Genomic DNA, 25,351 nt, shown 5'->3' on the forward strand with positions numbered 1-25,351 from the left:
TCCAAGCCATGATTCCACCCACGCTGCCCGGCGCCCCCCAACTCGCCTATCGCGGTGACGCGCTGTTCCTGGAGGACGTTCCGCTGGCCGGTCTGGCCTCGACCCACGGTACGCCGCTCTACGTCTATTCCAAGGCGGCGATGCTGCAGGCACTGGCCGCCTACCAGCGCGGATTTGCCGGCCGCAAGGTGCAGATCTGCTATGCCATGAAGGCCAACTCGACCCTGGGCGTCCTGCAGGTTTTTGCCCGTGCCGGTTGCGGCTTCGACATCGTCTCGGGCGGCGAGTTGCGCCGTGTGCTGGCTGCCGGAGGCACGGCTTCGAGGGTCATCTTCTCGGGCGTCGGCAAGACTCCCGGCGAGATGCGCGAGGCGCTGGAGGCCGGCATCGGCTGCTTCAATGTCGAAAGCGAATCCGAGATCGACGTGCTGAATGCGGTGGCGCTGGCCGCGGGCAAGGTGGCGCCCATCAGCATCCGCGTCAACCCGAACATCGACCCCAAAACGCACCCCTACATTTCCACCGGCCTGAAGGGCAACAAGTTCGGCATCGCCCACGAACGGGCACTGGCCGTCTATCAGCATGCCGCCGCCCTGCCCGGCCTGAAGATCGCGGGCATCGACTGTCACATCGGTTCCCAGATCACCGAGGAAACGCCTTATCTCGATGCCATGAACCGGGTGCTCGATCTGGTCGCTTCCATCGAGGCGGCCGGCATTCCACTGCATCACATCGACTTCGGCGGCGGCCTGGGCATCGACTACCAGGGCGACACGCCGCCGGCGGCCGACGCCCTGTGGGCAAAGCTGCTGGCCAAGCTCGACGCAAGGGGTTACGGCGACCGCCAACTGATGGTGGAACCCGGCCGTTCCCTGGTGGGCAACGCCGGCGTGTGCCTGACCGAAGTGCTCTACAACAAGCCTGGCGAACACAAGAACTTCTGCATCGTCGATGCCGCCATGAACGACCTGCCGCGGCCGGCGATGTACCAGGCCTATCACGCCATCGTTCCCTTGCGACTGCCAGCGGCCGGTGCCACGAGCGTGACCGCCGATGTGGTCGGCCCCGTCTGCGAAAGCGGTGACTGGCTGGGCCGGGACCGCCAACTGGCGGTCCAGCCGGGCGACCACCTGGCGGTGCTGTCTGCCGGTGCGTACTGCATGAGCATGGCCAGCAACTACAACACCCGAGGCCGTGGCGCCGAGGTGCTGGTGGACGGCAGCGCCTCCACCCTGATCCGCCAACGGGAAACGGCCGAAGACCAGATGCGCGGCGAAAAGCTCGCCGGCTGAAATTGCCTGACGCCCTCAGGCGGCAGGCCGGGCCTTGCGTGCCTGGGCGGCCGCCAGGGCCTGGGCCTGCTTGCGTTTATTGCCGACCAACGCATACCAGACGCGCCACAGCAGCAGCACACCGATGATGCCGGCGTAGATGAACACCTCATTGAAGTTGTTCTTGCCGGCCCGCATCCAGAAAAAGTGCAGCAAGCCCAGGCCGGCGATCAGGTAGACCAGCTTGTGCAGCGTTTGCCAGCGTTTGGCACCCAGCGTCTTGATGGCCTTGTTGAACGAGGTCGCGGCCAGCGGCGTCAGCAGCACGAAGGCGGCGAACCCGACCAGGATGAATGGCCGCTTGGCGATGTCCTTGAGGATCTCCCCGACATCCAGGCCCATGTCGAACCACGAATAGCAGAACAGGTGCAGCACGACGTAAAAATAGACGTACAGGCCGAACATGCGGCGAAAACGCGCCAGGCCGTTCCAGCCGGTGATCACCCGCAGCGGCGTCACCGCCAGCACGATGCAGATGAAACGCAGGGTCCAGTCGCCGGTGGAACGCACCAGCGCCTCGGCCGGGTTGGCGCCCAGCGCATCGGCCAGAGCGCCGTACACCAGCCAGGCGAACGGCCCCAGGCACAACAGGAAAACCAGCGGCTTGGTGACGGGGTTGAGCAACAGCTTGTTCATGCGCGGGGACGGTGATCAGAAGTTCTTCTTGAGGTCCATGCCGGCATACAGCTTGCCGACCTGCGCTTCGTAGCCGTTGAACATCTCCGTCTTGCGGCGCTTGGCGAACAGGCCGCCACCGTCGCCGATGCGGCGTTCGGTGGCCTGGCTCCAGCGCGGATGGTCCACGTTCGGATTCACGTTGGAATAGAAACCGTATTCGTTCGATGCCGCCTTGTTCCACGCAGTGCCCGGCTGCTGCTCGACAAAACGGATCTTGACGATGGACTTGGCGCTTTTGAAGCCGTACTTCCATGGCACGACCAGCCGCACCGGCGCGCCGTTCTGGTTGGGCAGGACTTCGCCGTACATGCCGAAGGTGAGCATGGTCAGCGGGTGCATGGCCTCGTCCATGCGCAGGCCTTCGGCATACGGCCAGTCAAGCACACGCGAGCCGACGAAAGGCATGGTCTTCGGGTCGGCCAGCGTCAGGAACTCGACGTACTTGGCATTGCCCAGCGGCTCGACCTTCTTGATGAGTTCGGCCAGCGAATAACCCACCCACGGAATCACCATCGACCAGCCTTCGACACAGCGCAGGCGGTAGATCCGGTCTTCCTGCGGGCTGAGTTTCAGCAGATCTTCGATGTTGAAGTTGCCGGGTTTCTTGACGAGGCCCTCGACCGCCACCGACCAGGGCCGGGTTTTCAGGGTGTGGGCGTTTTTGGCCGGATCGGACTTGTCGGTGCCGAACTCGTAGTAATTGTTGTAGGTGCTGGCGTCCTTGTATTCGGTCGCCTTTTCCATGGCCTGGGCGCCATCGACCCTGGACTGGATTCCGGCCAGCGCCGGCAGCTTGCCGGGAGCCGCGGTTTGCGCCATTGCCTGGCGGCCGGCCCAGGTCGCCAGCACGGTGCCGGCGGCACCACCGGCAGCCAGTTTCATCATCCGGCGACGGTCTTCATAGACGGCCTGAGGTGTGATGTCGCTGGAGTGGGGATGGTCGAAACCGTCGTCGCGTGAGCGGATGAGCATGGGCAGCCTCTTCGGTGGAACCGTTGAAATGGGTAGAACGAAGGGTTTTCCTCCGAGCCACTATTTTGACTACGCAGCGTCGGGCCGACCGGTTTCGAAACTTCAAATTTCCGTTACAAGGTCCCGTAGCTGTGCAAACCCGACAGGAACATGTTGACGCCCAGGAAAGCGAAGGTGGTAACCGCCAGCCCACCCAGCGCCCACCAGGCCGACACCACGCCGCGCAAGCCCTTCATCAGCCTCATGTGCAGCCACGCCGCGTAGTTGAGCCAGACGATCAGCGCCCACGTTTCCTTCGGATCCCAGCTCCAGTAGCCGCCCCAGGCCTCTGCCGCCCACAGCGCGCCCAGCACGGTGGCGATGGTGAAGAACGCAAAACCGACGGCGATGGCCTTGTACATCATGTCGTCCAGCACCGGTAACGGCGGCAACTTGGCGGCGATGCGTTTGCGGCCGAACATGATGGCCGCGACGATCAGCGCCGACACGCCGAAATACACCATCCAGTAGGCGCTGCCGTTGTTGCCTGCCGTCTTGCGGAAAACGATGGGCTCGAAACACAGAACGATACCCAGCAGCCACAACGGCGCCAGCTTGACCAGCCGGGTCTCGCCGGCCTGCTGCTTGATGAGGTATGCAAAGGCCACCATCGCCGACAGTGCGAAGGTGCCGTAGCCGATGAAGTTGGCCGGCACGTGGAGTTTCATCCACCAGCTTTTGAGGGCCGGCACCAGCGGCTGGATTTCCTGCGCTTCCCGCGCCACCGTGTACCAGAGCAGGAAACCCACGGCGCCGGTCACCACCAGCATGACGAAGGCACCCAGCGCCCGGGTCTTGTAATGGTCTTCGTAATACAGGTAGAAGGTGGTGGTGAGCCAGCAGAACAGCACGAACACCTCGTACAGGTTGCTGACCGGAATGTGGCCGATGTCGGCGCCGATGAGGTAGCTCTCGTACCAGCGCACCATGGTGCCGGTGAGCGCCATGGTGATCGCCACCCAGGCCAGCCGCGTGCCCACCAGCGACATGGCCGTGCCCTCGCCTTTGGACAGCATGCCGATCCAGTAGAAGACGGTGCTCATGCAGAACAGCACGCTCATCCACAGGATGGCGGACTGGCTCGACAGGAAATATTTGAGCCAGAACACCTTGTCGGCCTGCTCCAGCTGGCCTTCGCCACCGGTCTGGTAAGACGCCAGCGCGAGCAGCGACAGCAGCGCCACCGCCAGCATCAGCTTGCGCAGCGGCCGCCAGAACCAGCCCAGCCAGGCGAAGAAGGGAATTGCCGCCAGCAGGATGCCCTTTTCATAGACGTCCATGAAGGCGCCGTAACGCTGCAGGGTGAACAGGCCGCCGGCCGCCACCATCAGCGCGAAGACCCAGTCGAACACGCTGCGGCGGGCGAAGAAACCCGATTCGAGTGTGTAGGTGCGGGGGCCGGTCGGGGACGTTGTCGTGGTGCTTGTACTGGTATTCATCGTCGATCACTCCGTATCAGGTGGCAGCACCGAGCAGACGCTCGCGCAGGCGCTCGAATTCGCGGTCGCCGTCGAGCGTCTTGCGGTTCGCCGACAGGGCCATGGTCGCGGTCGAACCGCCCTGCGCATCCGGCGCCAGCCAAAGCCATAGACGCCGCTCCCGGATGAACAGCATCGCAAACACCCCGGCGATCAGGAACACACAACCGGTGTAGACCACGATGCGGCCGGGCGCGCGGGTCACCTGGAACACGCTGGCCTGCACCTGCTGGAAGTCTTCCAGGCGGAACGCCATGGGCGCCGGATAGAGCGCCATGTCGCCCAGCGACAGCACCGACTGCGTCATGAAGGCACGCGCGGCGGCGTCGCCGGCATCCAGCGGCGGCTTGCCGGCGTCCTTCCGGCTTTGCTGCAGCAATTCGAACAAGGCCCCGTTGAGGATGCGCACCAGCACCTCGCCAGCGCGGGCACGTTCGGCCTCGGGGACGTTGGTTTCCATGAAGGCCGACACCGCCTGCAGGCCCCCATTGCGTTCGGAGCTTCCCTCCGCGGCCTGCGGATTTCCGGCGAACAAGGCGAGCGCCCGCGATGCCGACGCCTGCAATTGCGCGACCAGCTCGGGCCGGGCGGCATCCACCGAAGCAGCCGCATAACGCTGGACGGCCGCCTCGCGCCTGACCGGATCGGCCAGCGCGGCACGCAGGCGAAGGAAGGCGTCGAGACTGCCGTCCTCGTCGGCCGGCAGGCGCAGGTAACGGAAGGCGTCGGCCACGTCGGACCGGGTGCCGAACAAAAACACCGGCACACCGTCGCCCAGTTCTACCGGCAACATGTAGTTCTGGTATTCGATCGCCTGGCCGGCGGCATCGCGCAGGCGGTAGACGATGCTGGGACCGACGTTGCGCAGCGACCGGTCGGCATTGGGCCTGTTGGGTGCGCCCATGCGGGATTCGACGGCCTGGCGCAGGTCGACCTTGCGCACGTCGACCGGGCCGCCATCGCCCGCCGCGCCCGAACCGTTGTCGCCGCCCTTGCCGAAGTTCTCGACGTTGATGGTGCGCAGCGAGGCGTATTCGAGCGTCAGTTTGCCGCCGCCCTTTTCGTTATTGCCGCCCTGGTCGAGCGCGGTGCTGCCGCCGATGGTGCCGTTGACCTCGAAGTCGGCCGCCGTGCCTGCATGCATCGGCACCGCCTTGAGTTTCACCTTCGAGCCGCCGTCGTCGAAACTCGACTGGTAGATTTCCACGCCCCGCCAGCTGACCGGATGGTTCACCTCGACCCGGGCACTGCGCGATTGGCCGGTCTCCCGGTCATGGATGACGATGTCGCTGGCGAACAGCTTGGGCATGCCGGTGGAGTAATGCTCCACCACGAACTTCTTCAGCTCGATGGAAAACGGCAGGTCCTGCACCACGATGCCGTCGGCCTGGTTGAGGATGGCGGTGCTGGACTGCGTGCCTTCGGACACCAGCAGGTTGCCGCGGAAGGTGGGATTGGAAGGCGACAGGCGGTGCTGCGGCGCGACATCGGCGATCATGCCGCCGCCGCCGTATGCGGTCTTGCCGTGCAGCAGCATCTGCGCACGCACCACCAGGTCGCCGTCGAGCAGCCCGCCGATGCAGACCAGCACGATGGCGCTGTGGGCGGCGATGTAACCCAGCTTGTTGGCGCGGCCGGCCTTCGCGGCAATCATCCAGCCGGTGCCCGGACGCTCCTGCAGCTTGACTTTCCAGCCGGCACCCGCCAGCGCTCCGCCGAGGCGCTGCGCCGCGGCCTGCGGAGAGTCGGTCAGACTGCCCTCGGCGCGGTGGGCGAAGGCGCGCAGCCCCTGCACCCGCATGTCTTCCCGGTAGACCTGCAGGTCGGCCAGGATGCGCGGCGCGCTGCGGGCAATGCATAGCGAGGTGCTGGTGACCAGGAAGGCCAGGATCAGCAAGAACCACCAGGCGCTGTACACCCGGTAGAGCGAGGCAGCGTCGAACACCTCGGCCCAGAACGGGCCGAACTGGTTGACGTAGTTGCCGTAAGGCTGCTGCTGTTGCAGCACGGTGCCGATGACCGAGGCGATGCAGATGACGCTGAGCAGCGAAATGGCAAACCGCATCGACGACAGCAGCTCGACTCCGGAACGCAGGAATTGCGACCCGGAATGGACGCGGATGCCGTGAGTGGAAACGGACATGGAGGACGGGAACTAGAAGACCAGAGCCTGGAAAACCAGGGCGAAAAAGAACGGGTCGCCAATGGTGGAAACCCGTAACCAGATGCTTGAGTGTGCCGCCTGCGGATTAGTTCACCCGCACGCGCCGTTGCGAACGCAAAAAAGATCAGCGCAACCCGGCGACGTAATCGCCCAACGCCTTGATCTCGCGGTCGTTGAGCTTGGCAGCCACGCCCGTCATGACCGCATTGTTGTTGCGCACGCCGTCGCGGAATGCCGTGAGCTGGGCGACGGTGTAGTCGGCATGCTGGCCGGAGAGTCGCGGGTATTGGGCGGGCAGACCTGCACCGTTCGGGCTGTGGCAGCTGGCGCAGGCCGGAACCTGCCGGTCGGCGATGCCGCCACGCCAGATCTTCTCGCCCAGCGCCACCAGGCCTTTTTCCTTGGCGAAACCGGTCTTGGGAGCCTTGCTGGCAACCCAGAACGAGATGTTGTGCATGTCGTCTTCGGACAGCGCCGCCGCAAAACCCTGCATGACCGCGTTCTTGCGGGTGCCGGCCTTGAATTCACGCAGTTGCTTGACCAGGTATTCGGGGTGCTGGCTCGCCAGTTTGGGCTGTGCCGGCACGGACGAATTGCCGTCGGCACCGTGGCAGGCCGCGCAGACCGCCGTGTAGCTGGCTTCGCCCTTCGCCAGGTCGGGCCTGGCGGCCTTCTGAGCCGTGGCCGGCGCCCCTTCTGCGGCCCTTGCCGGCGAAACCGACAGCAGGGACATCAGCAACACACAGGCTCCCAGTGTGGCTTGCGTGGCTTGCAGCAAGACGGACATCTTCATATCGAGGGTCTCTTCTTATGAGCGCAAAACCCCATGATTCTACAATGGGCACCCTTGCCGCAAGCCCGGTTTACCCTGGAGCGGCCCCCTCAGTTTCCCTGCCCCCGGCCGCATCCGCGTCCTGCATCCACCACCCATGACTTCTATCCGACCACCCGTGCGCTACGACGGCCAGGCCACCGTTGCCGATGCCGAGGCCAAGGCCGCCATGGGCTGGATGCACACCGCGCGTTTTTTGACCACCGCCGCCCAACTGCACCACCTGCCCCATCTCGAACTGCCCGAGATCGCCTTCGTCGGACGCTCCAACGCCGGCAAGTCGACCTGCATCAACACGCTGGCGCAGCAGAAACAGCTGGCGTTCGCATCCAAGAAACCGGGCCGCACCCAGCACATCAACCTCTTCTCCCTGGGCCGCCAGGGCAGCACCGACGCCATCCTGGCCGACCTGCCCGGCTACGGTTATGCCGCCGTGCCCATGCAGGACAAGATCCGCTGGCAACGCGTGATGGGCCAATACCTGGCCAGCCGTGAAAACCTCACCGGCGTGGTGCTGCTCTGCGACCCGCGCCTGGGCCTGACCGAACTCGACGAACTGCTGCTCGAACTCATCCGGCCACGTGTCGCCGAAGAAGGCCTGAAGTTCCTGCTGCTGCTGACCAAGGCCGACAAACTCACCCGCCTGGAGGCCGAAAAGGCGCTGCAGATCGCGAAACTCAATGCCGGCGGCGGCCACGCCATGCTGTTCTCGGCGCTCAAACGCAAGGGTGTCGACGAGGCTGCGTTGCACATCCGCAAATGGGTGGAAGAAGCCACAGCCGAAAACGCCGCCCGGCAGGCTGCCGTGCAGGCCGAAGCAGCGGACACAGACGGTTCCGACACCGCCGCACCCGACGCAGGACCGTCTTCCGCCGACTAATAGACGCCTTGGTCGCCCGGCGGACGTGTCTTGAATCGTTTGTGCACCCAGTAGTACTGCTCGGGCATGGTGGCGATGAAGCCTTCGAGCCGGCGGTTCATCAGCGCGGTATCGGCCACCGCATCGTCGCCGGGAAAATCCTTCCAGGCCGGCATCAGTTCCACCGTGTAGCCCTGCGGCGTGATGCGCGGCAGCACTGTGATGACCTTGGCACGGCCCAGCCGGGCGAAACGCGGCACTGACGGCAGCGTGGCCGCGGGCACACCGAAGAAAGGCACGAAGACCGAATCCGACGGTCCGAAGTCCATGTCGGGCAGCAGGTAGAAAACGTCGCCGCCCCGCAGCGAAGCCACGATTTCCTTCAGGCCGGTCGTGCGCGAGAACACCCGGCAGTCACCGAAACGCAGGCGCCCGTTGCGGATCCATTCGTCCACCACCGGATCGGCCTGCTGGGTGTAGATCGAGGTATAGCGGCGCGGAATCCGGATCGCGATGGCCGTGGCCGCCGCGTCCAGTCCGTAGAAATGCGGAGCGAAAAGAATGGTGGGCTCGTCGCCTTCAAGTTCATCTAGCGCGCCGACCAGATGGAGCCGCCGAGCCACTACTTCCGGCGGGGCATGCCACAGCCATCCCCGGTCCATCCACGACTGCCCGAAAGCCACGAATGTGCGGCGCGCCAGCTTGCGGCGTTCGCCCGCGGCCATTTCCGGGAAACAGAGGGCCAGGTTGGTCCACACGACCTTGCGGCGCGACGCCACCAGCAGGAACAGCAGTTGCCCCAGTAGCCAGCCGATGGCGCGCACCCAGCGCAGCGGCAGGCAGGCGCTGCGCTGCATGAGATAGATGCCCAGCCGGCTCATGGCGGCGACGCCTCTTGCGGAACTGACATGGCCGACATTGCGCGGGGTTTCTTGTAGCGGGCGTAGCCCCAAAGGTATTGGTCTGGGCGGAGGCGGATCATGTCTTCCATGTCGGTATTGAGGGCGGCCGTGGCGGCTGCCAGGTCGTCCGGCAGGGGGGCGGTCCGGGCGCTCACATGCACCACGAATCCACGGCCCCATGGCAGCCGCTCGGTCCAGGCCAGCAACACGGTGGCGCCCGACTGCTGGGCCAGGCGCGCGGCCAGGGTCATCGTATAGGCCGGCTGGCCGAAGAACGGCACCCAGACACCCATGCCCTCGGGTGGCACCTGGTCGGGCAGCAGGCCCACGGCCTCGCCGCGGCGCAGCGCCCGCAGCAGGCCGCGCACACCGGACAGCGTGGTGGGCACCGCCTCCAGGAAGGGACGCGAACGGGCGGTCGCCATCAGCCGCGCCAGCCACGGCTGCCGGGCTGGCCGGTACAGCACCGTCATCGGGCCGTGGTCCGGGCCGTAGTCGGCCGCCAGGGCTTGCGGCGACAGCTCGAACCCACCCATGTGCGGTGTGAGGAACAGGATGCCGCGTCCCGCGGCGAAGGCCTCGGCGATGCAGCCGCCGTCGTTCCAGGTCCAGCGCGGCACCGGGCCCCACCACATGCGGGGCAGCTCGGCCACCATGCGGCCGGCATGCGCCACCGCGCCGCGCACGACCGCGAACCGATAGCCGCCCAGCGACGCGTTGGCGATGAAACGCCGCCGATAACTGGCAGACAGCAGGAAGGCGCTCCAGCCGAGGAAAACACCCAGGGCATGCAGCAAACCGAGCGGTGCATGAGAGAGAAGCCGACGCAAGTGAACCCGATGCTGAAGGGTGGAAGAAAGCAAGGACAGAAAGGTAAGCCGGCGTGACTGGCGCAATCGTTTGCGCCTCGTTTGGCTAGAATGTGCAGGTCGCCGAGTTAATTTGAGCAACTTGCAGGGCGACGTTAAACACAACTGCTAAAGCGTTCGCCACAGCTCCGAGAGGCCTGGGCAGCGCCCAACCAGCCTCGCAACCCCGGAGTTTATTCAAACATGGCGAACGACTTTCTCTTTACATCCGAATCTGTTTCCGAAGGCCACCCCGACAAGGTCGCCGACCAGATCTCCGACGCCATCCTCGACGCCATCTTCGAACAGGACCCGCTGAGCCGGGTCGCTGCCGAAACCCTGACCAACACCGGCCTCGTCGTGCTGGCCGGCGAGATCACCACCAACGCGCATGTCGACTACATCCAGGTCGCGCGCGACACCATCAAACGCATCGGCTACGACAACACCGAATACGGCATCGACTACAAGGGCTGCGCCGTCATGGTGGCCTACGACAAGCAGTCCAACGACATCGCCCAGGGCGTGGACCACGCGTCCGACGATCACCTGAACACCGGTGCCGGCGACCAGGGCCTGATGTTCGGTTATGCCTGCGACGAAACGCCCGAGCTGATGCCCGCGCCCATCTATTACGCCCACCGGCTGGTGGAGCGCCAGGCCCAGCTGCGCAAGGACGGCCGGCTGCCTTTCCTGCGTCCCGACGCCAAGAGCCAGGTCACCATGCGGTATGTCGACGGCAAGCCGCACAGCATCGACACCGTGGTGCTGTCCACGCAGCACAGCCCCGACCAGAGCGAGACGCCCAAGAAGATGAAGGACAGTTTCATCGAGTCGGTGATCGAGGAAATCATCAAGCCGGTGCTGCCCAAGGAATGGCTGCAGGACACCAAGTACCTGATCAACCCGACCGGCCGTTTTGTCATCGGCGGCCCGCAGGGCGACTGCGGCCTGACCGGTCGCAAGATCATCGTCGACACCTACGGCGGCGCCTGCCCGCACGGCGGTGGCGCCTTCAGCGGCAAGGACCCGTCCAAGGTCGATCGTTCTGCCGCTTATGCCGCGCGTTACGTGGCCAAGAACATCGTCGCCGCCGGCCTGGCGCGCCAGTGCCAGATCCAGGTGGCTTATGCCATCGGTGTGGCCAAACCGATGAACATCACCGTATACACCGAAGGCACCGGCGTGATTCCGGACGACGAGATCGCCAAACTGGTCGAAGCGCATTTCGACCTGCGGCCGAAGGGCATCATCCAGATGCTCGACCTGCTGCGCCCGATCTATCAGAAGACGGCGGCCTATGGCCACTTCGGCCGTGAAGAGCCGGAATTCAGCTGGGAGAAAACGGACAAGGTGGAACTGCTCAAGGCAGCGGCAGGCCTGTAAGGGCGGTCTTGTCCGACACTGGCCCGGCGTCGGCGGTTTGAAGGTATCTGCTGTTCCCACCGACAGGAGATTCACCATGAACCAGAAAACCACCATCGAACGCACCACCGACTCCGTCGGCCCATCCGACGAGGGCGCCCTGCCCGGAGGCAGGGTCGATGGCGGCTCGGCCTCGGACCGGGTCGCCGTCAATTTCGACGACGACGAAATCTATTCCGGCACCGGCAACAACACCCGCCAGGGCGGCACGACCCATGCCAAGGGCGGGGATAGCGGGAAGGTGGAGGCACCGTCCGAACAACTCTCGCGCAGCAACGAACCGCGCGAACGCAACTTCTGATCTGTCCGGCCGGACCTATTCCGGCGTGGCGCCGGTCGCCTTGACGACCTGCTTCCAGCGCACGATGTCCCTGGCGACGAAGTCGCCCAGGGCCTCGGGCGTGCCGCCCACGCCGTCGAGTGCGTCCAATTCGAAACGCGTCTGGACTTCCTTCGATGCCACGGCTTTCACCACTGCGGCGTTGAGCGCCGCCACCACCGGTGCAGGCAGCCGGGCCGGACCGAATACCCCCCACCAGGCAGTCGATTCGAAACCCTTGACGGTTTCGCCGACTGTCGGGACTTCCGGAAACTCGGTCATGCGTTTGACGCCGGTCGTCGCCAGCAGCTTTACCTTGCCGGTTTTGATGTGCGGAAGCACGTTGCCGATGGACGAAAACATGACCTGCACATGCCCGCCCAGCAGGTCGGCCAGGGCGGGTGCGGTGCCCTTGTAGGGCACGTTGACGATGTCGGCTCCGGTGACCATCTTGCATTGCTCGCTCGCCATGTGCAACGACGAACCGACCCCACCGATGCCGAAGCTCAGCTTGCCGGGGTTCTTCTTGGAGTACGCGATGAGTTCCGCCACGTTGCCCACAGGCAGAGACGGCGACACGACCAGCAGGGCAGGAGCCGTCGCCACCATGGAGATCGGCGTGAAGTCCTTCACCGTGTCGTAGGGCAGCTTGGGAAACAGGCCGGCGTTGATGGTGTGACTGCTGTAGCTGAGCAGCAGCGTGTGGCCGTCCGGCGCGGATTTGGCCACGGTCTCGGCCGCGATGTTGCCGCCCGCACCGGCGCGATTCTCTACCAGCACCGGGGTGCCGAGCAGCACAGACATCTCCTGCCCGACCGCGCGGGCGATGATGTCGGTGCTGCCACCCGGCGTTGCGCCGACGATGAGCCGGATGGGTTTGCCCGCCCAGTTGACCGCTGCTGCCGGCTGGGCGAAGGCAGCCAGCGGCAACAGGGCTGAAGCGGCCAGCAGGCCGAGGGTCCGGCGTTTGTTATGAATGTGCATGTGCATCGTCTTGTCTCTTTCTTTTGGATGTCCGTCGCTGCGGTTTCAGGCTGGCAGCTGCGCCCAGGGTCGTCGCAAACCATCGCCTTCCAGCCACTCGGCGACCTGGGGCCTGAAGCTGCGGGTGATGTCGATGTCGTCCCAGCCATTGAGCAATCGCAAACGCCAGACCGGGTCGATGTGGAAGGCAAAGCTCTGCCCAGCGGCGCCGACGGTGCAGGCCTCCAGATCCACCACGGTCTCGACGCCGCCGGGCGCCAGCAGCGCCAGCAGCTTCTCCATTTCGGTCTCTTCGACACGGGCCGGCACCAGGCCGTTGTTGACCGCGTTGGCCGCGAAGATGTCGCCATGCGAAGGCGCGATCACACAGCGGATGCCGGCATCCACCAACGCGTAGACGGCCGCCTCGCGCGATGATCCGCTGCCGAAGTTGCGGCGCGCCGCGATGAACTTCGCACTGGCGTTTTTCGGGTCGTTGAGCGCAAAACCCGATTCGAACGTACCGTCGGCACCGCGCCGCAGGTCGTGGAAAAGATAGGGCGCATAACCTTCCGGTGCGGTGCGCGGCTGCTTCATGAAACGCGCGGGCAGCACCTGGTCTGTGTCGATATTGATTTGCGGCAGCGCGCAGGCCACCGATGTGACGCGGACAAAAGCTTCCATCAGGCAACCGCCTCCCCGGCCAGCGAACGGACGTCGACCAGACGGCCTGCGACCGCCGCGGCGGCCACCATGGCGGGCGACATCAGGTGGGTGCGGGAACCGAGTCCCTGCCTGCCCTTGAAGTTGCGGTTGGTGGTCGATGCGCAGCGCTGCCCGGCCTGCAACGTGTCGCCGTTCATGGCGGCACACATCGAACAACCCGAACCGCCCCACTCCAGCCCGGCGCCGATGAAGACCCGGTCCAGTCCCTCCTGCTCGGCCTGCCGCTGCACCAGGGTGGATCCGGGCGACACCAGGCCGGGCACTTTGCTGCGGCGCCCCTCCAGCACGGCGGCGGCGGCGCGCAGGTCTTCGATGCGTGCGTTGGTGCAGGAGCCGATGAACACCCGGTCGATCACGATGCCGGTCAGCGGCATGCCGGCACTCAGCCCCATGTAGTCGATGGCGTCCCGCACATGGCCGGCGCGCGATGCATCGGCCAGACGGTCCGGGTCGGGCACGACGGCATCGATGGCCAGGGCGTCCTCGGGTGTGGTGCCCCAGGTCACGGTCGGGGCGATGTCGGCGGCGTCGATCAGCACCTCGCGGTCGAACACCGCGTCGGCATCGCCGGCCAGCGCCAGCCACTGTGCGGCGGCCCGGTCGAATGCCTCGCCCTGTGGTGCGAACGGCCGGCCGCGCACATAGTCGAGCGTGACCTGGTCGGGCGCCACCAGGCCGCAGCGGGCGCCCGATTCGATGGACATGTTGCACAGGGTCATGCGCCCTTCAACGCTCAGCGCTCGCACTGCGGAACCGGCGTATTCGATGACATGGCCGACCGCGCCGTCGGCGCCCAGCCGTGCCACCACCGTCAGCGCCATGTCCTTGGCCGAGATCCCCGGTGCCAGCGAACCTTCGATGCGCACCCGCAACTGGCGCGGGCGTTTCTGCCACAGGGTCTGGGTCATCAGCACATGCGCCACTTCCGAGGCGCCGACACCAAAAGCCCAGGCACCTAGAGCCCCATGGGTGGATGTGTGGCTGTCACCCTCCACCACCAGCAGGCCGGGGAGGGTCATGCCCAATTCGGGCCCGACCACATGGCAGATGCCCTGCCAGGAATGGTCCATGCCGTAGTGGCGGATGCCGAACTGCGCGGCGTTGGCACCCAGCTGGTCCATCATCCGCGCCAGTTCGGCATTGGCAGCACCGCCCGCCATTGGTCGGCCACGCCCGCGAGTGGGCACGTAGTGGTCGGCGATGGCGACGGTGAGGTCAGGACGGGCGACCGTCTCGCCCCGTTCGCGCACCTTGTTGAAGGCATGGAAGGAACCTTCCTGCACATAGTGGCGATCCACCCAGACGAGGCTGGCGCCGTCTTCACGTTGTGCGATGACGTGGCTGTTCCAGAGCTTGTCGAACAGGCTCTGCGGTTTCGGTTCGGCCGTCATGGAAACGCCTCAACCCTGGTACTTGTTGCCCAGCGCCAGCAGTTCGGGGGTGCCGATCAAGGCGTTGAGCTGGTCGAAGTCGAACATCTCGCCCTTCATCGGCGCGGTGGTGCCGTGCTGTTTGAGGCTGCCGTAATAACGCTGCAACTGCCGTGCCGCGAAACGGGCGGTTCCGCCCGGGAAGATGACGATGCGGTAGCCACGGCCGCTCAGTTCGTCCGCACTCTGGATCGGTGTCTTGCCGCCTTCGACCATGTTGGCCAGCATGGGGATCCGGCCCGCGAAGATGCCGCACACACGGTCCATCTCGGCCGCGCTGTAGACGGCCTCGATGAAGAGCGCATCCACTCCGCAGGCGAAGTAGGCCTCGGCCCGGTCGATGGCGGCATCGAGGCCTTCCACCGCAACGGCGTCGGTGCGCGCCAGGATCAGCGTCTGGTCCGAATGCCGGGCGTCGAGCGCGGCGTGCAGCTTGCCGCACATCTCGGCGGTCGACACCAGCGACTTGTTCTCCAGGTGGCCGCATTTCTTGGGGAAGGTCTGGTCTTCCAGCTGGATCATGGCGGCGCCGGCACGTTCGAAATCGCGAACGGTGCGCTGCACGTTCAGCGCGTTGCCGAAACCGGTGTCGCCATCGACGATGACCGGGGTGCGCACCCGGTCGGTGATGCGGGCCAGCACGTCGACCGCTTCCTTGGCCGTGGTCAGGCCGACATCGGAACGGCCGAACTGGCTGTACGCCACCGCGCCACCCGAAAGGTAGAGCGCCTCGAAACCAGCCTGCTCGGCGATGAGTGCGGTGAGCGCGTCATATACGCCCGGTGCCAGTACGGCGGATGGATTCTCCAGGCGCTGCTTGAAGGTTTGTGCGGGGGTGGATTCGAGTGGGGTGGCGGTCAAGGCGCTTGTCTCCGGTCGCTTGTAATCGGCCCAATCTACCGGCTGCCTTGCAAGCCGAATATCGATATTTATCTCATCGCCAAGTGAAAAATTTTGACGATGAAGAGCAGACCCTCACAAAAGCCCTAAACAGTTACCCAACCGATGGACGAATGTCGACCGATTTAAGCGTTACAAACTGTCGCCCGCCCTTTCAGGCGCGGTACACAAAAAATCGACATTCCTTGGAGGGAGATCATGAAGTCCATCACCGTCGCGGCACTCGCCGCCGTTTCTCTGCTGTCCGGATGCGCCAGCATCGTCAACGACACCACCCATCCGGTGCGTTTCGAGACCTATGCGGCCGACGGCACCGAAGTCAAGGCTATGCAGTGCAAATATGAAAACGACTACGGCTCGCATACCGTGACGACCCCGGGCACCGCGCAAGTGCGCCGTTCTTCCAAGGACCTGCAGATACTGTGCTCCAAGGACGGCGTAGCGGATGCCGGGGGCACTTCCATTTCGCGTGCCAACGGTGGCATGGCCGGCAACATTCTCCTGGGCGGCGGCATCGGCGCCATCATCGACCACAACAAGGGCACCGCCTACACCTACCCGGAATGGATTCGTCTGGTGACGGCTCGGCAGACCAGCTTCGACCGCCGTGACGACAAGGAAGGCACGCCGAACATCGGTCTGATTCCGCCCGTCGCCGCCAAGTAAGGGGCCTCGAGCAAAACGCCGCCCGATGGGCGGCGTTTTGTTTCATGTGGCGGGTCGTCTATCGCGCCAGCACCGGCGCCAGCGCCTTGCCGGTATGCGTGCCCAGGCGCACCACGTCTTCAGGCGAAGCGGTCGCCACCACCCGGCCGCCGCCGGAGCCACCTTCCGGCCCCAGGTCGATCACCCAGTCGGCTTCGGCGATCACGTCCAGGTCGTGCTCGATCACCAGCACGCTGTGGCCTCCATCGGTCAGCCTGTGCAGCACACGGATCAGCCGTTCCACGTCCGACATGTGCAGGCCCACCGTGGGTTCGTCCAGCACATAGAAGGTGTGCGGCGCCTTGTTGCCGCGCCGGGTGATGTCGTCGCGCACCTTGCTGAGTTCGGTCACCAGCTTGATGCGCTGCGCCTCGCCGCCCGACAGCGTCGGCGACGGCTGGCCGAGCGTCAGGTAACCCAGGCCCACGTCGCGCAGCAGCTGCAGCGGATGCGAGATGTTGGGCATGGTCGAGAAGAAGTCGACTGCCTCGTCGACCTCCATCTTCAGCACGTCGCCGATGGTCTTGCCGCGCCAGCTGACCGCCAGCGTCTCGGGGTTGAAACGCGCGCCGTGGCAGGCCTCGCAGGGCACCTTCACATCCGGAAGAAAGCTCATGCCGATGGTGCGTACACCCGCGCCTTCGCAGACCGGGCAGCGCCCCTCGCCGGTGTTGAAGGAGAACCTGCCAGGACCGTAACCGCGCGCCTTGGCTTCCAGCGTGTCGGCGAACAGCTTGCGGATGGTGTCCCAGAAACCGATGTAGGTGGCCGGGCAACTGCGCGGTGTCTTGCCGATGGGGGTCTGGTCCACTTCGAGCACCCGGTCGATGCCTTCGTAGCCTTCCAGCGACTCGCATCCCGACCACGCGGGATGATCACCCGCATCGTCCTTGTCGCGGCCGGCCCGGGTGCTGCGCTGCTGCACGGCGGCCTGCACGTTGGCCAGCAGCACGTCGCGCGCCAGGGTGGATTTACCCGAGCCGCTGACGCCGGTAATGGCCACCAGGCGTTTCAGCGGCACGTCGATATCCACCTCCTGCAGGTTGTGCAACTGGGCGCCGCGCAGTTCGATCCAGTCGATTTCCACATCCACCGGCGCAGCGTCCTTGGCCATCGACGGCGCCACCGGCCGCCGCGGCTGAAGCGGATGTTTCATCGCATGCATCAGGTAGCGGCCGGTGATGGAATCGGCCGATGCCGAGATGTCGGCCACCGCACCCTGCGCCACGATCCGGCCACCCCGGCTGCCAGCTCCCGGGCCGACGTCGATGATGTGGTCGGCACGGCGGATGGTGTCCTCGTCGTGCTCCACCACCACTAGCGTGTTGCCCTTGTCGCCCAGTTTGTGCAGGGCGTCGAGCAGTATCTGGTTGTCGCGTGCATGCAGGCCGATGGTCGGCTCGTCCAGCACGTAGCAGACGCCTTGCAGATTGCTGCCCAGCTGGGCCGCCAGCCGGATGCGCTGTGCCTCGCCGCCGGACAGCGTGGGCGCACCCCGGTCCAGCGTGAGGTAGCCCAGGCCGACTTCGCCCAGGAATTCGAGCCGGCTCTTGATCTCCGGCACCAGGTCGCGGGCGATGCCGGCTTCGCGGCCGGCCAGGGCCAGTTCCTCGAACCACGACCGCACGTCGACCACACTCTTGGCGGCGATGTCGGCGATGCCCACGCCGCGGAACAGCACCGCACGCGCCACCGGATTCAGACGGCTGCCGTGGCAGCTGGGGCAGGCCGCGCTGCCGACGCCTTCGGCATCGGGCTCGTCGAAGGTCTGTTCGCGGCCCTTCTGGTCATCGGCCAACACCGAGTCGTCGAACACCTTGCGTTGTTCCTTGCTCAGCTTGACGCCGGTGCCGACGCAATCCGGGCACCAGCCGTGTTTGCTGTTGTAGCTGAACAGACGCGGGTCGAGTTCGGCATAACTGGTGTGGCAGACCGGGCAGGCGCGTTCGGTCGAGAACACCTGCACCGTGCCGATGTCGGCGGTCGGGCTGCCCGACTCCATGGCTTCCGCCAGGTCCTCGATGTCGGAGATCACATGCACCACGCCCTTGCCGTGCTGCAGCGCCTTGGCGAGTGCTGCGCGCAGCGCGGCCTCGTTCTCGGGCGTGACGAACAGGCTGGCCACCGGCAGCTCGATGCTGTGTTCCTTGAAGCGGTCGATTCGCGGAAAGTGAAGGGTCGACAGGAAGTTTCCGTCCACCCGCAGATGGGTAAAACCCCTCGGCCGGGCCCAATCGGCCAGTTCGGTATAGACGCCCTTGCGGGCCGTCACCAGCGGCGCGAGCAGGCCGATGTGCCGGCCGCGGAAACGCGCCAGCAACTGGGCGGCGATGCTTTCCTCGGTCTGTGGCTGCACCGCAGCGCCGTCGTGGATGCAGTGCTGCACACCCATCTTCACGTAGAGCAGACGCAGGAAGTGCCAGACCTCTGTCGTGGTGCCGACCGTGCTCTTGCGGCCGCCGCGCGAAAGCCGCTGCTCGATGGCCACCGTCGGCGGAATGCCGTAGACCGCGTCCACCTCGGGCCGGCCGGCGGGCTGCACGATGCTCCGGGCATAGGCGTTGAGGGATTCGAGGTAACGGCGCTGGCCTTCGTTGAACAGGATGTCGAAGGCAAGGGTCGACTTGCCCGAGCCGCTGACACCCGTCACCACCGTGAAGATGCCGCGCGGAATATCCACGCTGATGCCCTTCAGGTTGTGTTCCCGGGCATTGACGATCTGGATGGCATTGGGCGCGGTCGACGGCTTGCGGCGGGCCTTCAATGCGTGCTGCAGCGGCATGCCTTCGTGCACCGAATGACCGCCGTGGCCCAGCTGGGTTTCGTAGTCGGCCAGCGCCCGGCCGGTATGCGAGCTGGGATGCAGGCGCAGTTCTTCCGGCGGGCCTTCGGCCACCACCAGGCCGCCGCCCTCGCCGCCTTCGGGGCCGAGGTCGATCACCCAGTCGCTGGCGCGGATCACGTCCAGGTTGTGTTCGATCACCACCAGCGAATGGCCGGCGTCCAGCAGCTTGCGCATGGCGCGCATCAGCTTGGCGATGTCGTCGAAATGCAGGCCTGTGGTGGGCTCGTCGAACAGGAACAGCGTGCCCTTCTTCGCCACCGGCTGCCGGCTGCTGCTGCCGCTTTTGGCAGCTTCGGCCAGAAAACCGGCCAGCTTCAGGCGCTGCGCCTCGCCGCCCGACAGCGTCGGCACCGGCTGGCCGAGCTTCACGTATTCCAGGCCGACGTCGACGATGGGTTGCAGGGCACGGATCACCTCGCGGTCCACTGCGAACAGGCCCGCGGCCTCGCTCACCGTCAGCTCCAGCACGTCGGCCACGCTGAACAGGCGGCCGCCGCGCTCGATCTTCACTTCGAGGATTTCGTTGCGGTAGCGCCGGCCGTCGCAGTCCGGGCAACGCAGGTAGACGTCCGACAGGAACTGCATCTCGACATGCTCGAAACCCGAGCCGCCGCAGGTCGGGCAGCGGCCGTCGCCGGAATTGAAACTGAACTTCGACGCGGTATAGCCGCGCTCACGCGACAGCGGCGCGATGGAAAACAGTTCACGCACTGCATCCCAGGCGCCGACATAACTCACCGGGTTGGAACGCGCCGTCTTGCCGATGGGCGATTGGTCGACGAACACCACGTCGGCCAGGTAGTCGGCACCCAGCAGGCGGTCGAAAGCGCCCGGTGTTTCGGTAGCCTTACCGAAGTGGCGCAGCAACGCAGGCGCCAGCACGTCCTGCACCAGGCTCGACTTGCCAGAACCGCTGACACCGGTGATGGACACCAGGCGCTGCAACGGAATATCGACATCGACGTTGCGCAGGTTGTGCTCGCGTGCGCCTTCCAGGATCAGCCGATGGGTGTTCTCGGTCACCAGGCGCTTCAGGCCCATGCCGACCTGCTTGCGGCCGCCCAGGTAGGCGCCGGTCAGGGTGTCGGCGCTGCGTAGTTCGTCGGTAGTGCCGTCGAAGACGATCTCGCCGCCGCGCTCCCCCGGGCCGGGGCCCATGTCGATCACCCGGTCGGCGGCCAGCATCACCGCCGGGTCGTGCTCGACCACCACGAGCGTGTTGCCGGCGTCACGCAGGCGGTGCATGGCCTGGGTGATGCGGTCCATGTCGCGCGGATGCAGGCCGATGCTGGGCTCGTCCAGCACGAACAGGGTGTTCACCAGCGAAGTGCCCAGCGCGGTGGTCAGGTTGATGCGCTGCACTTCGCCGCCCGACAGCGTGCGGCTCTGCCGGTCCAGCGTCAGGTAACCGATGCCGACGTCGTGCAGGTAACGCAGGCGGGTGGTGATTTCTTCGAACAGCAGGCGCAGCGCCTTCGCGTCCGCCTCGCCCGCCACCGTGCCGTCGCCGTGATGTTCCACCCGGTCGAAGAAACGCCGCAGCCTTTCGATAGGCAGGATCATCAGGTCGTGCAGGCTCAGTCCCGGCAAGGCTTCGAGCTGGGCACGGCTCCAGGCCGCGCCCACCGGCAGGAAACGCTGGGCCGGTGCCAGCACGTCGTCCGCGTCTTCCTTGCTGCCGATGCGCCAGAGCAGCGGTTCGAGTTTCAGGCGCGCGCCGTTGCAGGTCGGACAGGTGGTGTAGCTGCGGTACTTCGACAGCAACACCCGGATGTGCATCTTGTAGGCCTTGCTCTCCAGGTAACCGAAGAAGCGCCGGATGCCATACCACTGCTTGTTCCAGTTGCCTTCCTTGAAGCCGGGCGTGCCCTCGATCACCCAGTCGCGCTGGTCCTGCGTGAGTTTTCCCCAGGCGGTGTCGCGCGGAATGCCGGCGGCTTCCGCGTATTTCATCAGGTCGTCCTGCGCTTCGGACCAGGCCGGCGTCTGGATCGTCTTGACCGCTCCGGCGCGCAAGGTCTTGCGGTCGTCCGGGATGACCAGTCCCCAGTCGACGCCGATCACCCGGCCGAAACCCCGGCAGGACTCGCAGGCACCGGCCGGCGAATTGAAGCTGAACATCGACGGCAGCGGGTCCGAATAACGGATGTCGCTTTCCGGGCAATGCAGGCCGGTCGAAAAACGCCAGGTTTCGGTCACCGCATCTTCGCCCGGCGGCGTGGCGTGCACCGTCACCCGGCCGGCACCACGTTTCAGCGCTGCCTCGATGGCTTCGATCACCCGCACGCGTTCGGCCGTGCCGATGCGGAACCGGTCGGCCACCACATCCAGCATGACCCGAGGGCCCGCCGGCGTCATTTCCTCACGCTCGGCATGGATGCGGGTGAAACCGCTGGCCGAAAGCCATTGCTCGATCTGTTCGCGTGAAGTGCCCCCCGGCAGTTCGACGGGAAAGGTCACCACCAGGCGCGGATCGTCGAGTGCAGCGGCGCGTGCCTGCATCCCGGCGTAGATGCTGTCGGGCGTGTCGTGGCGCACCGGCAGGGCCGTCTGCCTGTCGAACAGCTGGGCGGCACGGGCGTAGAGCAGCTTCAGATGGTCGTTCAACTCGGTCATGGTGCCGACCGTTGACCGCGAGGACCTCACCGGATTCGTCTGGTCGATCGCGATCGCCGGCGGCACGCCTTCCACCCGGTCGACCGCCGGTTTGTCCATGCGGTCCAGAAACTGCCGGGCATAGGCCGAGAAAGTCTCGACATAACGGCGCTGGCCTTCGGCGTACAGGGTGTCGAACACCAAGCTGGACTTGCCCGAGCCACTGGGGCCGGTGACCACCGTCAGTTCGCCGGTGCGGATGTCCAGATCCAGGTTCTTGAGGTTGTGCTGGCGGGCGCCACGGATGCGGATGGTGCCTTCGGATCGATCTGTCATAGCGCCTGCAAATAAGGGTGGGGGCGGAAGATTCTAGAGGTCAATGAGGTATCCAGAAGCGACCGGATGTGTCCACAAGGACGCCCTTTATTTCGCACGGATTCAGACGACAAAGATGCCGGACAACACCGCGGGTGTACGTGCTGACCACGCTCTCACCGCTCTAGACTTGGTGGCATGCAAATCTATAAAGTCGGCGGCGCCCTGCGCGATGCCATGTTGGGCCTTCCGGTGCAGGACACCGATTGGGTAGTGGTGGGCGCCACGCCCGAAGCCTTGCAGGCGTTGGGTTATCTGCCGGTGGGCAAGGATTTCCCGGTGTTCCTGCATCCCCTGACGCATGAGGAATACGCCCTCGCCCGCACCGAACGCAAGACGGCTCCGGGCTACCGCGGTTTCGTGGTGCATGCCGCGCCCGATGTCACGCTCGAAGAGGACCTGGCGCGCCGCGACCTGACGATCAACGCGATGGCCCAGCCGGCAGATGCTGCCGGCCTGGACGGTCTGGTCGACCCCTACGGCGGCCGGCGCGACCTCCAGTCGCAGGTGCTGCGCCATGTGACGGATGCTTTCCGCGAGGATCCGGTCCGCATCCTGCGCCTGGCACGTTTCGCGGCGCGTTTCAGCGATTTCTCGGTGGCGCCGGAAACCATGGATCTGATGCGCCAGATGGTGGCCGACGGCGAAGTCGACGCACTGGTGCCGGAACGCGTCTGGCAGGAACTGAGCCGCGGCCTGATGGAAGGCCGGCCCTCGCGCATGCTCGGCGTGCTGCGTGAATGCGGTGCGCTGGCCCGTCTGCTGCCCGAGGTCGACCGGCTCTGGGGTGTGCCTCAGCGGGCCGACTACCACCCCGAAGTCGATACCGGCATTCACCTGAACATGGTGCTGGACATGGCGGCCCGGCTGCATGCGCCGCTGGAAACCCGTTTTGCCTGCCTTACCCACGACCTGGGCAAAGGCACCACCCCGGCCGACGTATTGCCGCGCCACCTCGGCCACGAAGGCCGCAGCGCCCGGCTGCTGGCGCCCCTGTGCGACCGGCTGCGGGTGCCGCTGGCCTGCCGCGCCACCGCCGACGTGGTGGCACGCGAACACGGCAACATCCATCGCAGCGAAACCTTTGATGCCGCGGCGGTGCTGCGGTTGCTCGAACGCTGCGACGCACTGCGCCGGCCTGATCGTTTTGCCGACGTGCTGCTGGCTTGCGAATGTGATGCGCGCGGCCGCCTCGGACTGGAAGAGCACCCTTATCCGCAGCGTGGCCGCTTGTGGCGGGCGCTCGAGGCCGCCAACGGCGTGGAGACCGCACCCGTGGCCGCGGCAGCCGCCGCGGCAGGGGCACGCGGCCAGAAGATCGGTGAAGCGGTGAGCCGGGCGCGCGAAGCCGCCGTGGCCGCCGCCCTGGGGGCTACATCACTCTAAACTGCAGTTCGTAGGGTTTGCTCACGGTCAGCTCTTCGATCATGCCGTGCAGCTTGACCCGCAACCGGCCCATGTCGTCGCGCCGGACCCGTTCCACAAAACGGAAGTTGAGCAGGGTGGAGCGGTGGATGCGCTTGAAGAATTTCTCATCGAGCAGATGCTCGAACTCGGCGATGGGCGTACGCACCAGCCCTTCCTGGTCGGCCATCACCACGCGGGTGTACTTGTTGTCGGCCTGGAAGTAATAGATGTCGTGGGTCTGGTAGACCATCATGTCGCTGCCGCGGGCCGCCGTGATGGTGGCCAGTGGCACGGTGGGCGGCCGCAGGGGCCCACGGCCGTCGTCGTTGCGTTTGTAGAGCCGGTCGAAAGCACGCGACAGGCGCTCACGGGTGATCGGCTTCAACACATAGTCGACTGCTGCGACCTCGAAGGCATTGACCGCGAAGCTGGGGTCGCCGGTGGTGAAGATCACCGCGATGTTGCCGCCCAGCGCGTTCAGCCAGGACGGCTCGTCGCTGTCCTTCATGTGGATGTCGAGCAGCAGCAGGTCGGGTTTGTGCAGCGCCACGGCCTGCACCACCTGGGCCACGCTGTCGACACGGGCGACCACCTGCCAGTTGGGTCGCAACTCGTGGATCAGGCCGACGACATGCGCCTGCTGGACCGGATCGTCCTCGGCTACGACAACCTTCATGCAGACCTCCGGGTCCATGCGCCGCAGGCATGATCTGTGAGAGGAGAATTCGGGAATCTTCTTGGCATCGCAAACCTCGCACGCTCCGAAACGGCCTTCGGCTGGTCCGAAGAGTGCATCAATTGTTGCACCTAACGTTCCATGCGAATCCGCGGGAGCAAAACCAAATGAGAATATGTCGGCCTATGCCGCACCGGATCGGATCCGGTGCGTCTGGCCAGACGCGGCAGCCCACTGGCTAGATGTGAGCGTACACACTCTATCTGGATGCGGGCCGCCTGTATTCAAGGCGGCGAAGGCTTTACTGGGGCCAGACCACGCCGTTGTCGTTGAGGATGGCGTCCAGCGGCAGGTCGTGCGCTTCGGGTTCGAAGTCATCCAGGTAACCCTGGGTGAAACCCAGCCCGACGGTGACCGGGCGCGGCTCCAGTGCCGCGAGCGTCCGGTCGTAGAAACCGCCGCCGTAACCCAGCCGATAACCGCCGGCTCCGTAACCCACGCAGGGCACGAAAAGCAGCGTGGGCACTACAAGTTCGGTGTCCTTCGGTTTTGGGATGCCGTAGGCATCTTCTTCCATCGGGCAACCCGGATACCAGGCATGGAAGGTCAGGGTCTTGTGCTGGCGGTCGATCACCGGCAAGGCGATGCGGCGCCGCTGCGTTTCGCCCGTGAGTTCGCCGTCTTCCTTCCAGCGATGCAATGCGGGCAACGGATCGAATTCGCCCTTGATGGGCCAGTAGGCACCGATCACCACATCGGGCCGGCCCACCAGCCAGATACGCATCACCCTCTGCAACTGGTCGGCGCGCACCAGCCGGTCGGGCAGGTTGAGACGTTCTTCGATGAGTGCCCGGCGAACGGCAGCTTTGTCCATAATTCCCT

The 25,351-nt window shown here is 65.5% G+C and carries 20 protein-coding genes; 6 read left to right on the forward strand and 14 right to left on the reverse strand.

Going from position 1 to position 25,351, the window contains the following annotated elements; genetic code table 11:
• Positions 1-8 precede the first annotated feature (8 nt).
• Complete coding sequence (gene lysA / locus AC3ANW_RS18320) at positions 9-1,292, forward strand: diaminopimelate decarboxylase (RefSeq protein WP_488342262.1); 1,284 nt, start codon at positions 9-11, stop codon at positions 1,290-1,292.
• Positions 1,293-1,307: 15 nt separating this feature from the next.
• Here lysA and msrQ read toward each other — a convergent pair whose 3' ends face one another.
• From msrQ to AC3ANW_RS18345, 5 genes are all read right to left on the reverse strand, one after another.
• Positions 1,308-1,967, reverse strand: a complete 660-nt coding sequence (gene msrQ / locus AC3ANW_RS18325) for a protein-methionine-sulfoxide reductase heme-binding subunit MsrQ (protein ID WP_488342263.1) — start codon at positions 1,965-1,967, stop codon at positions 1,308-1,310.
• 15 nt (positions 1,968-1,982) lie between these two features.
• Positions 1,983-2,981: a protein-methionine-sulfoxide reductase catalytic subunit MsrP gene (gene msrP, locus AC3ANW_RS18330; protein WP_488342264.1), complete on the reverse strand. Its 999-nt coding sequence runs from the start codon at positions 2,979-2,981 to the stop codon at positions 1,983-1,985.
• Between the two features lie 113 nt (positions 2,982-3,094).
• Positions 3,095-4,459 (reverse strand): c-type cytochrome biogenesis protein CcsB, encoded by a 1,365-nt coding sequence (ccsB, locus tag AC3ANW_RS18335; protein ID WP_488342265.1) that lies wholly within the window; start codon positions 4,457-4,459, stop codon positions 3,095-3,097.
• Positions 4,460-4,475: 16 nt separating this feature from the next.
• The gene (locus AC3ANW_RS18340; RefSeq protein WP_488342266.1) at positions 4,476-6,641 is read right to left on the reverse strand and encodes a cytochrome c biogenesis protein ResB; all 2,166 of its coding nucleotides are present in this window, start codon (positions 6,639-6,641) and stop codon (positions 4,476-4,478) included.
• A gap of 145 nt (positions 6,642-6,786) precedes the next feature.
• Complete coding sequence (locus tag AC3ANW_RS18345; RefSeq protein WP_488345462.1) at positions 6,787-7,395, reverse strand: c-type cytochrome; 609 nt, start codon at positions 7,393-7,395, stop codon at positions 6,787-6,789.
• A 196-nt stretch (positions 7,396-7,591) separates the two neighbouring features.
• On the opposite strand from AC3ANW_RS18345, the gene yihA reads away from it, so the two are divergent.
• Positions 7,592-8,374, forward strand: a complete 783-nt coding sequence (gene yihA / locus AC3ANW_RS18350; protein ID WP_488342267.1) for a ribosome biogenesis GTP-binding protein YihA/YsxC — start codon at positions 7,592-7,594, stop codon at positions 8,372-8,374.
• Here yihA and AC3ANW_RS18355 read toward each other — a convergent pair.
• Both AC3ANW_RS18355 and AC3ANW_RS18360 read right to left on the reverse strand, forming a co-directional pair.
• Positions 8,371-9,234 carry a lysophospholipid acyltransferase family protein gene (locus tag AC3ANW_RS18355; RefSeq protein ID WP_488342268.1) on the reverse strand — a complete coding sequence of 288 codons (864 nt, stop codon included), beginning with the start codon at positions 9,232-9,234 and terminating at the stop codon, positions 8,371-8,373. The two genes, yihA and AC3ANW_RS18355, sit on opposite strands and share 4 nt — an antisense overlap.
• The gene (locus AC3ANW_RS18360; RefSeq protein WP_488342269.1) at positions 9,231-10,085 is read right to left on the reverse strand and encodes a lysophospholipid acyltransferase family protein; all 855 of its coding nucleotides are present in this window, start codon (positions 10,083-10,085) and stop codon (positions 9,231-9,233) included. The genes AC3ANW_RS18355 and AC3ANW_RS18360 overlap by 4 nt, the downstream gene beginning before the upstream one ends.
• A gap of 222 nt (positions 10,086-10,307) precedes the next feature.
• Here AC3ANW_RS18360 and metK point away from each other — a divergent pair, with 222 nt between their 5' ends.
• The gene (gene metK / locus AC3ANW_RS18365) at positions 10,308-11,489 is read left to right on the forward strand and encodes a methionine adenosyltransferase (RefSeq protein ID WP_488342270.1); all 1,182 of its coding nucleotides are present in this window, start codon (positions 10,308-10,310) and stop codon (positions 11,487-11,489) included.
• A 76-nt stretch (positions 11,490-11,565) separates the two neighbouring features.
• Positions 11,566-11,829, forward strand: a complete 264-nt coding sequence (locus AC3ANW_RS18370) for a hypothetical protein (RefSeq protein ID WP_488342271.1) — start codon at positions 11,566-11,568, stop codon at positions 11,827-11,829.
• A gap of 15 nt (positions 11,830-11,844) precedes the next feature.
• On the opposite strand, the gene AC3ANW_RS18375 is transcribed toward AC3ANW_RS18370, so the two are convergent.
• From AC3ANW_RS18375 to AC3ANW_RS18390, 4 genes are read right to left on the reverse strand one after another with little or no spacing between them, the layout of a single operon-like run.
• Positions 11,845-12,837 (reverse strand): tripartite tricarboxylate transporter substrate binding protein, encoded by a 993-nt coding sequence (locus tag AC3ANW_RS18375; protein ID WP_488342272.1) that lies wholly within the window; start codon positions 12,835-12,837, stop codon positions 11,845-11,847.
• 39 nt (positions 12,838-12,876) lie between these two features.
• Positions 12,877-13,494, reverse strand: a complete 618-nt coding sequence (leuD, locus tag AC3ANW_RS18380) for a 3-isopropylmalate dehydratase small subunit (RefSeq protein WP_488342273.1) — start codon at positions 13,492-13,494, stop codon at positions 12,877-12,879.
• Positions 13,494-14,927, reverse strand: coding sequence for a 3-isopropylmalate dehydratase large subunit (gene leuC, locus AC3ANW_RS18385; RefSeq protein ID WP_488342274.1), 1,434 nt, complete (start codon positions 14,925-14,927; stop codon positions 13,494-13,496). The genes leuD and leuC overlap by 1 nt, the downstream gene beginning before the upstream one ends.
• Before the next feature lie 9 nt (positions 14,928-14,936).
• Positions 14,937-15,827 carry an isocitrate lyase/PEP mutase family protein gene (locus tag AC3ANW_RS18390; protein WP_488342275.1) on the reverse strand — a complete coding sequence of 297 codons (891 nt, stop codon included), beginning with the start codon at positions 15,825-15,827 and terminating at the stop codon, positions 14,937-14,939.
• 237 nt (positions 15,828-16,064) lie between these two features.
• Here AC3ANW_RS18390 and AC3ANW_RS18395 point away from each other — a divergent pair, with 237 nt between their 5' ends.
• Positions 16,065-16,532 carry a hypothetical protein gene (locus tag AC3ANW_RS18395; protein ID WP_488342276.1) on the forward strand — a complete coding sequence of 156 codons (468 nt, stop codon included), beginning with the start codon at positions 16,065-16,067 and terminating at the stop codon, positions 16,530-16,532.
• A gap of 58 nt (positions 16,533-16,590) precedes the next feature.
• On the opposite strand, the gene uvrA is transcribed toward AC3ANW_RS18395, so the two are convergent.
• Entirely contained in the window at positions 16,591-22,347 is a 5,757-nt protein-coding gene (gene uvrA / locus AC3ANW_RS18400; protein WP_488342277.1) for an excinuclease ABC subunit UvrA, read from the reverse strand.
• 177 nt (positions 22,348-22,524) lie between these two features.
• Between uvrA and AC3ANW_RS18405 the strand changes: the two genes are divergently transcribed.
• Positions 22,525-23,772 (forward strand): multifunctional CCA addition/repair protein, encoded by a 1,248-nt coding sequence (locus AC3ANW_RS18405; RefSeq protein WP_488342278.1) that lies wholly within the window; start codon positions 22,525-22,527, stop codon positions 23,770-23,772.
• Here the strand turns inward: AC3ANW_RS18405 and AC3ANW_RS18410 are convergent.
• Positions 23,759-24,469, reverse strand: a complete 711-nt coding sequence (locus tag AC3ANW_RS18410; RefSeq protein WP_488342279.1) for a LytR/AlgR family response regulator transcription factor — start codon at positions 24,467-24,469, stop codon at positions 23,759-23,761. The two genes, AC3ANW_RS18405 and AC3ANW_RS18410, sit on opposite strands and share 14 nt — an antisense overlap.
• 301 nt (positions 24,470-24,770) lie before the next feature.
• On the reverse strand, positions 24,771-25,343 hold the full coding sequence (locus AC3ANW_RS18415) for a 5-formyltetrahydrofolate cyclo-ligase (RefSeq protein ID WP_488342280.1): 573 nt from the start codon (positions 25,341-25,343) through the stop codon (positions 24,771-24,773).
• Positions 25,344-25,351: the final 8 nt, after the last annotated feature.

It is taken from the genome of Xylophilus sp. PBN-3R, assembly GCF_057747805.1.

Excerpts from the sequence above, each read along its gene's own strand:
- AC3ANW_RS18355 (WP_488342268.1), bottom strand. The coding sequence starts at position 9,234 with ATGAGCCGGCTGGGCATCTATCTCATGCAGCGCAGCGCCTGCCTGCCG.
- yihA (WP_488342267.1), top strand. The coding sequence starts at position 7,592 with ATGACTTCTATCCGACCACCCGTGCGCTACGACGGCCAGGCCACCGTT.
- AC3ANW_RS18345 (WP_488345462.1), bottom strand. The coding sequence starts at position 7,395 with ATGTCCCTGCTGTCGGTTTCGCCGGCAAGGGCCGCAGAAGGGGCGCCG.
- leuD (WP_488342273.1), bottom strand. The coding sequence starts at position 13,494 with ATGGAAGCTTTTGTCCGCGTCACATCGGTGGCCTGCGCGCTGCCGCAA.
- msrQ (WP_488342263.1), bottom strand. The coding sequence starts at position 1,967 with ATGAACAAGCTGTTGCTCAACCCCGTCACCAAGCCGCTGGTTTTCCTG.
- AC3ANW_RS18405 (WP_488342278.1), top strand. The coding sequence starts at position 22,525 with ATGCAAATCTATAAAGTCGGCGGCGCCCTGCGCGATGCCATGTTGGGC.
- AC3ANW_RS18340 (WP_488342266.1), bottom strand. The coding sequence starts at position 6,641 with ATGTCCGTTTCCACTCACGGCATCCGCGTCCATTCCGGGTCGCAATTC.
- AC3ANW_RS18410 (WP_488342279.1), bottom strand. The coding sequence starts at position 24,469 with ATGAAGGTTGTCGTAGCCGAGGACGATCCGGTCCAGCAGGCGCATGTC.
- lysA (WP_488342262.1), top strand. The coding sequence starts at position 9 with ATGATTCCACCCACGCTGCCCGGCGCCCCCCAACTCGCCTATCGCGGT.
- AC3ANW_RS18395 (WP_488342276.1), top strand. The coding sequence starts at position 16,065 with ATGAAGTCCATCACCGTCGCGGCACTCGCCGCCGTTTCTCTGCTGTCC.
- leuC (WP_488342274.1), bottom strand. The coding sequence starts at position 14,927 with ATGACGGCCGAACCGAAACCGCAGAGCCTGTTCGACAAGCTCTGGAAC.
- AC3ANW_RS18370 (WP_488342271.1), top strand. The coding sequence starts at position 11,566 with ATGAACCAGAAAACCACCATCGAACGCACCACCGACTCCGTCGGCCCA.
- msrP (WP_488342264.1), bottom strand. The coding sequence starts at position 2,981 with ATGCTCATCCGCTCACGCGACGACGGTTTCGACCATCCCCACTCCAGC.
- uvrA (WP_488342277.1), bottom strand. The coding sequence starts at position 22,347 with ATGACAGATCGATCCGAAGGCACCATCCGCATCCGTGGCGCCCGCCAG.
- AC3ANW_RS18415 (WP_488342280.1), bottom strand. The coding sequence starts at position 25,343 with ATGGACAAAGCTGCCGTTCGCCGGGCACTCATCGAAGAACGTCTCAAC.
- AC3ANW_RS18375 (WP_488342272.1), bottom strand. The coding sequence starts at position 12,837 with ATGCACATGCACATTCATAACAAACGCCGGACCCTCGGCCTGCTGGCC.
- ccsB (WP_488342265.1), bottom strand. The coding sequence starts at position 4,459 with ATGAATACCAGTACAAGCACCACGACAACGTCCCCGACCGGCCCCCGC.
- metK (WP_488342270.1), top strand. The coding sequence starts at position 10,308 with ATGGCGAACGACTTTCTCTTTACATCCGAATCTGTTTCCGAAGGCCAC.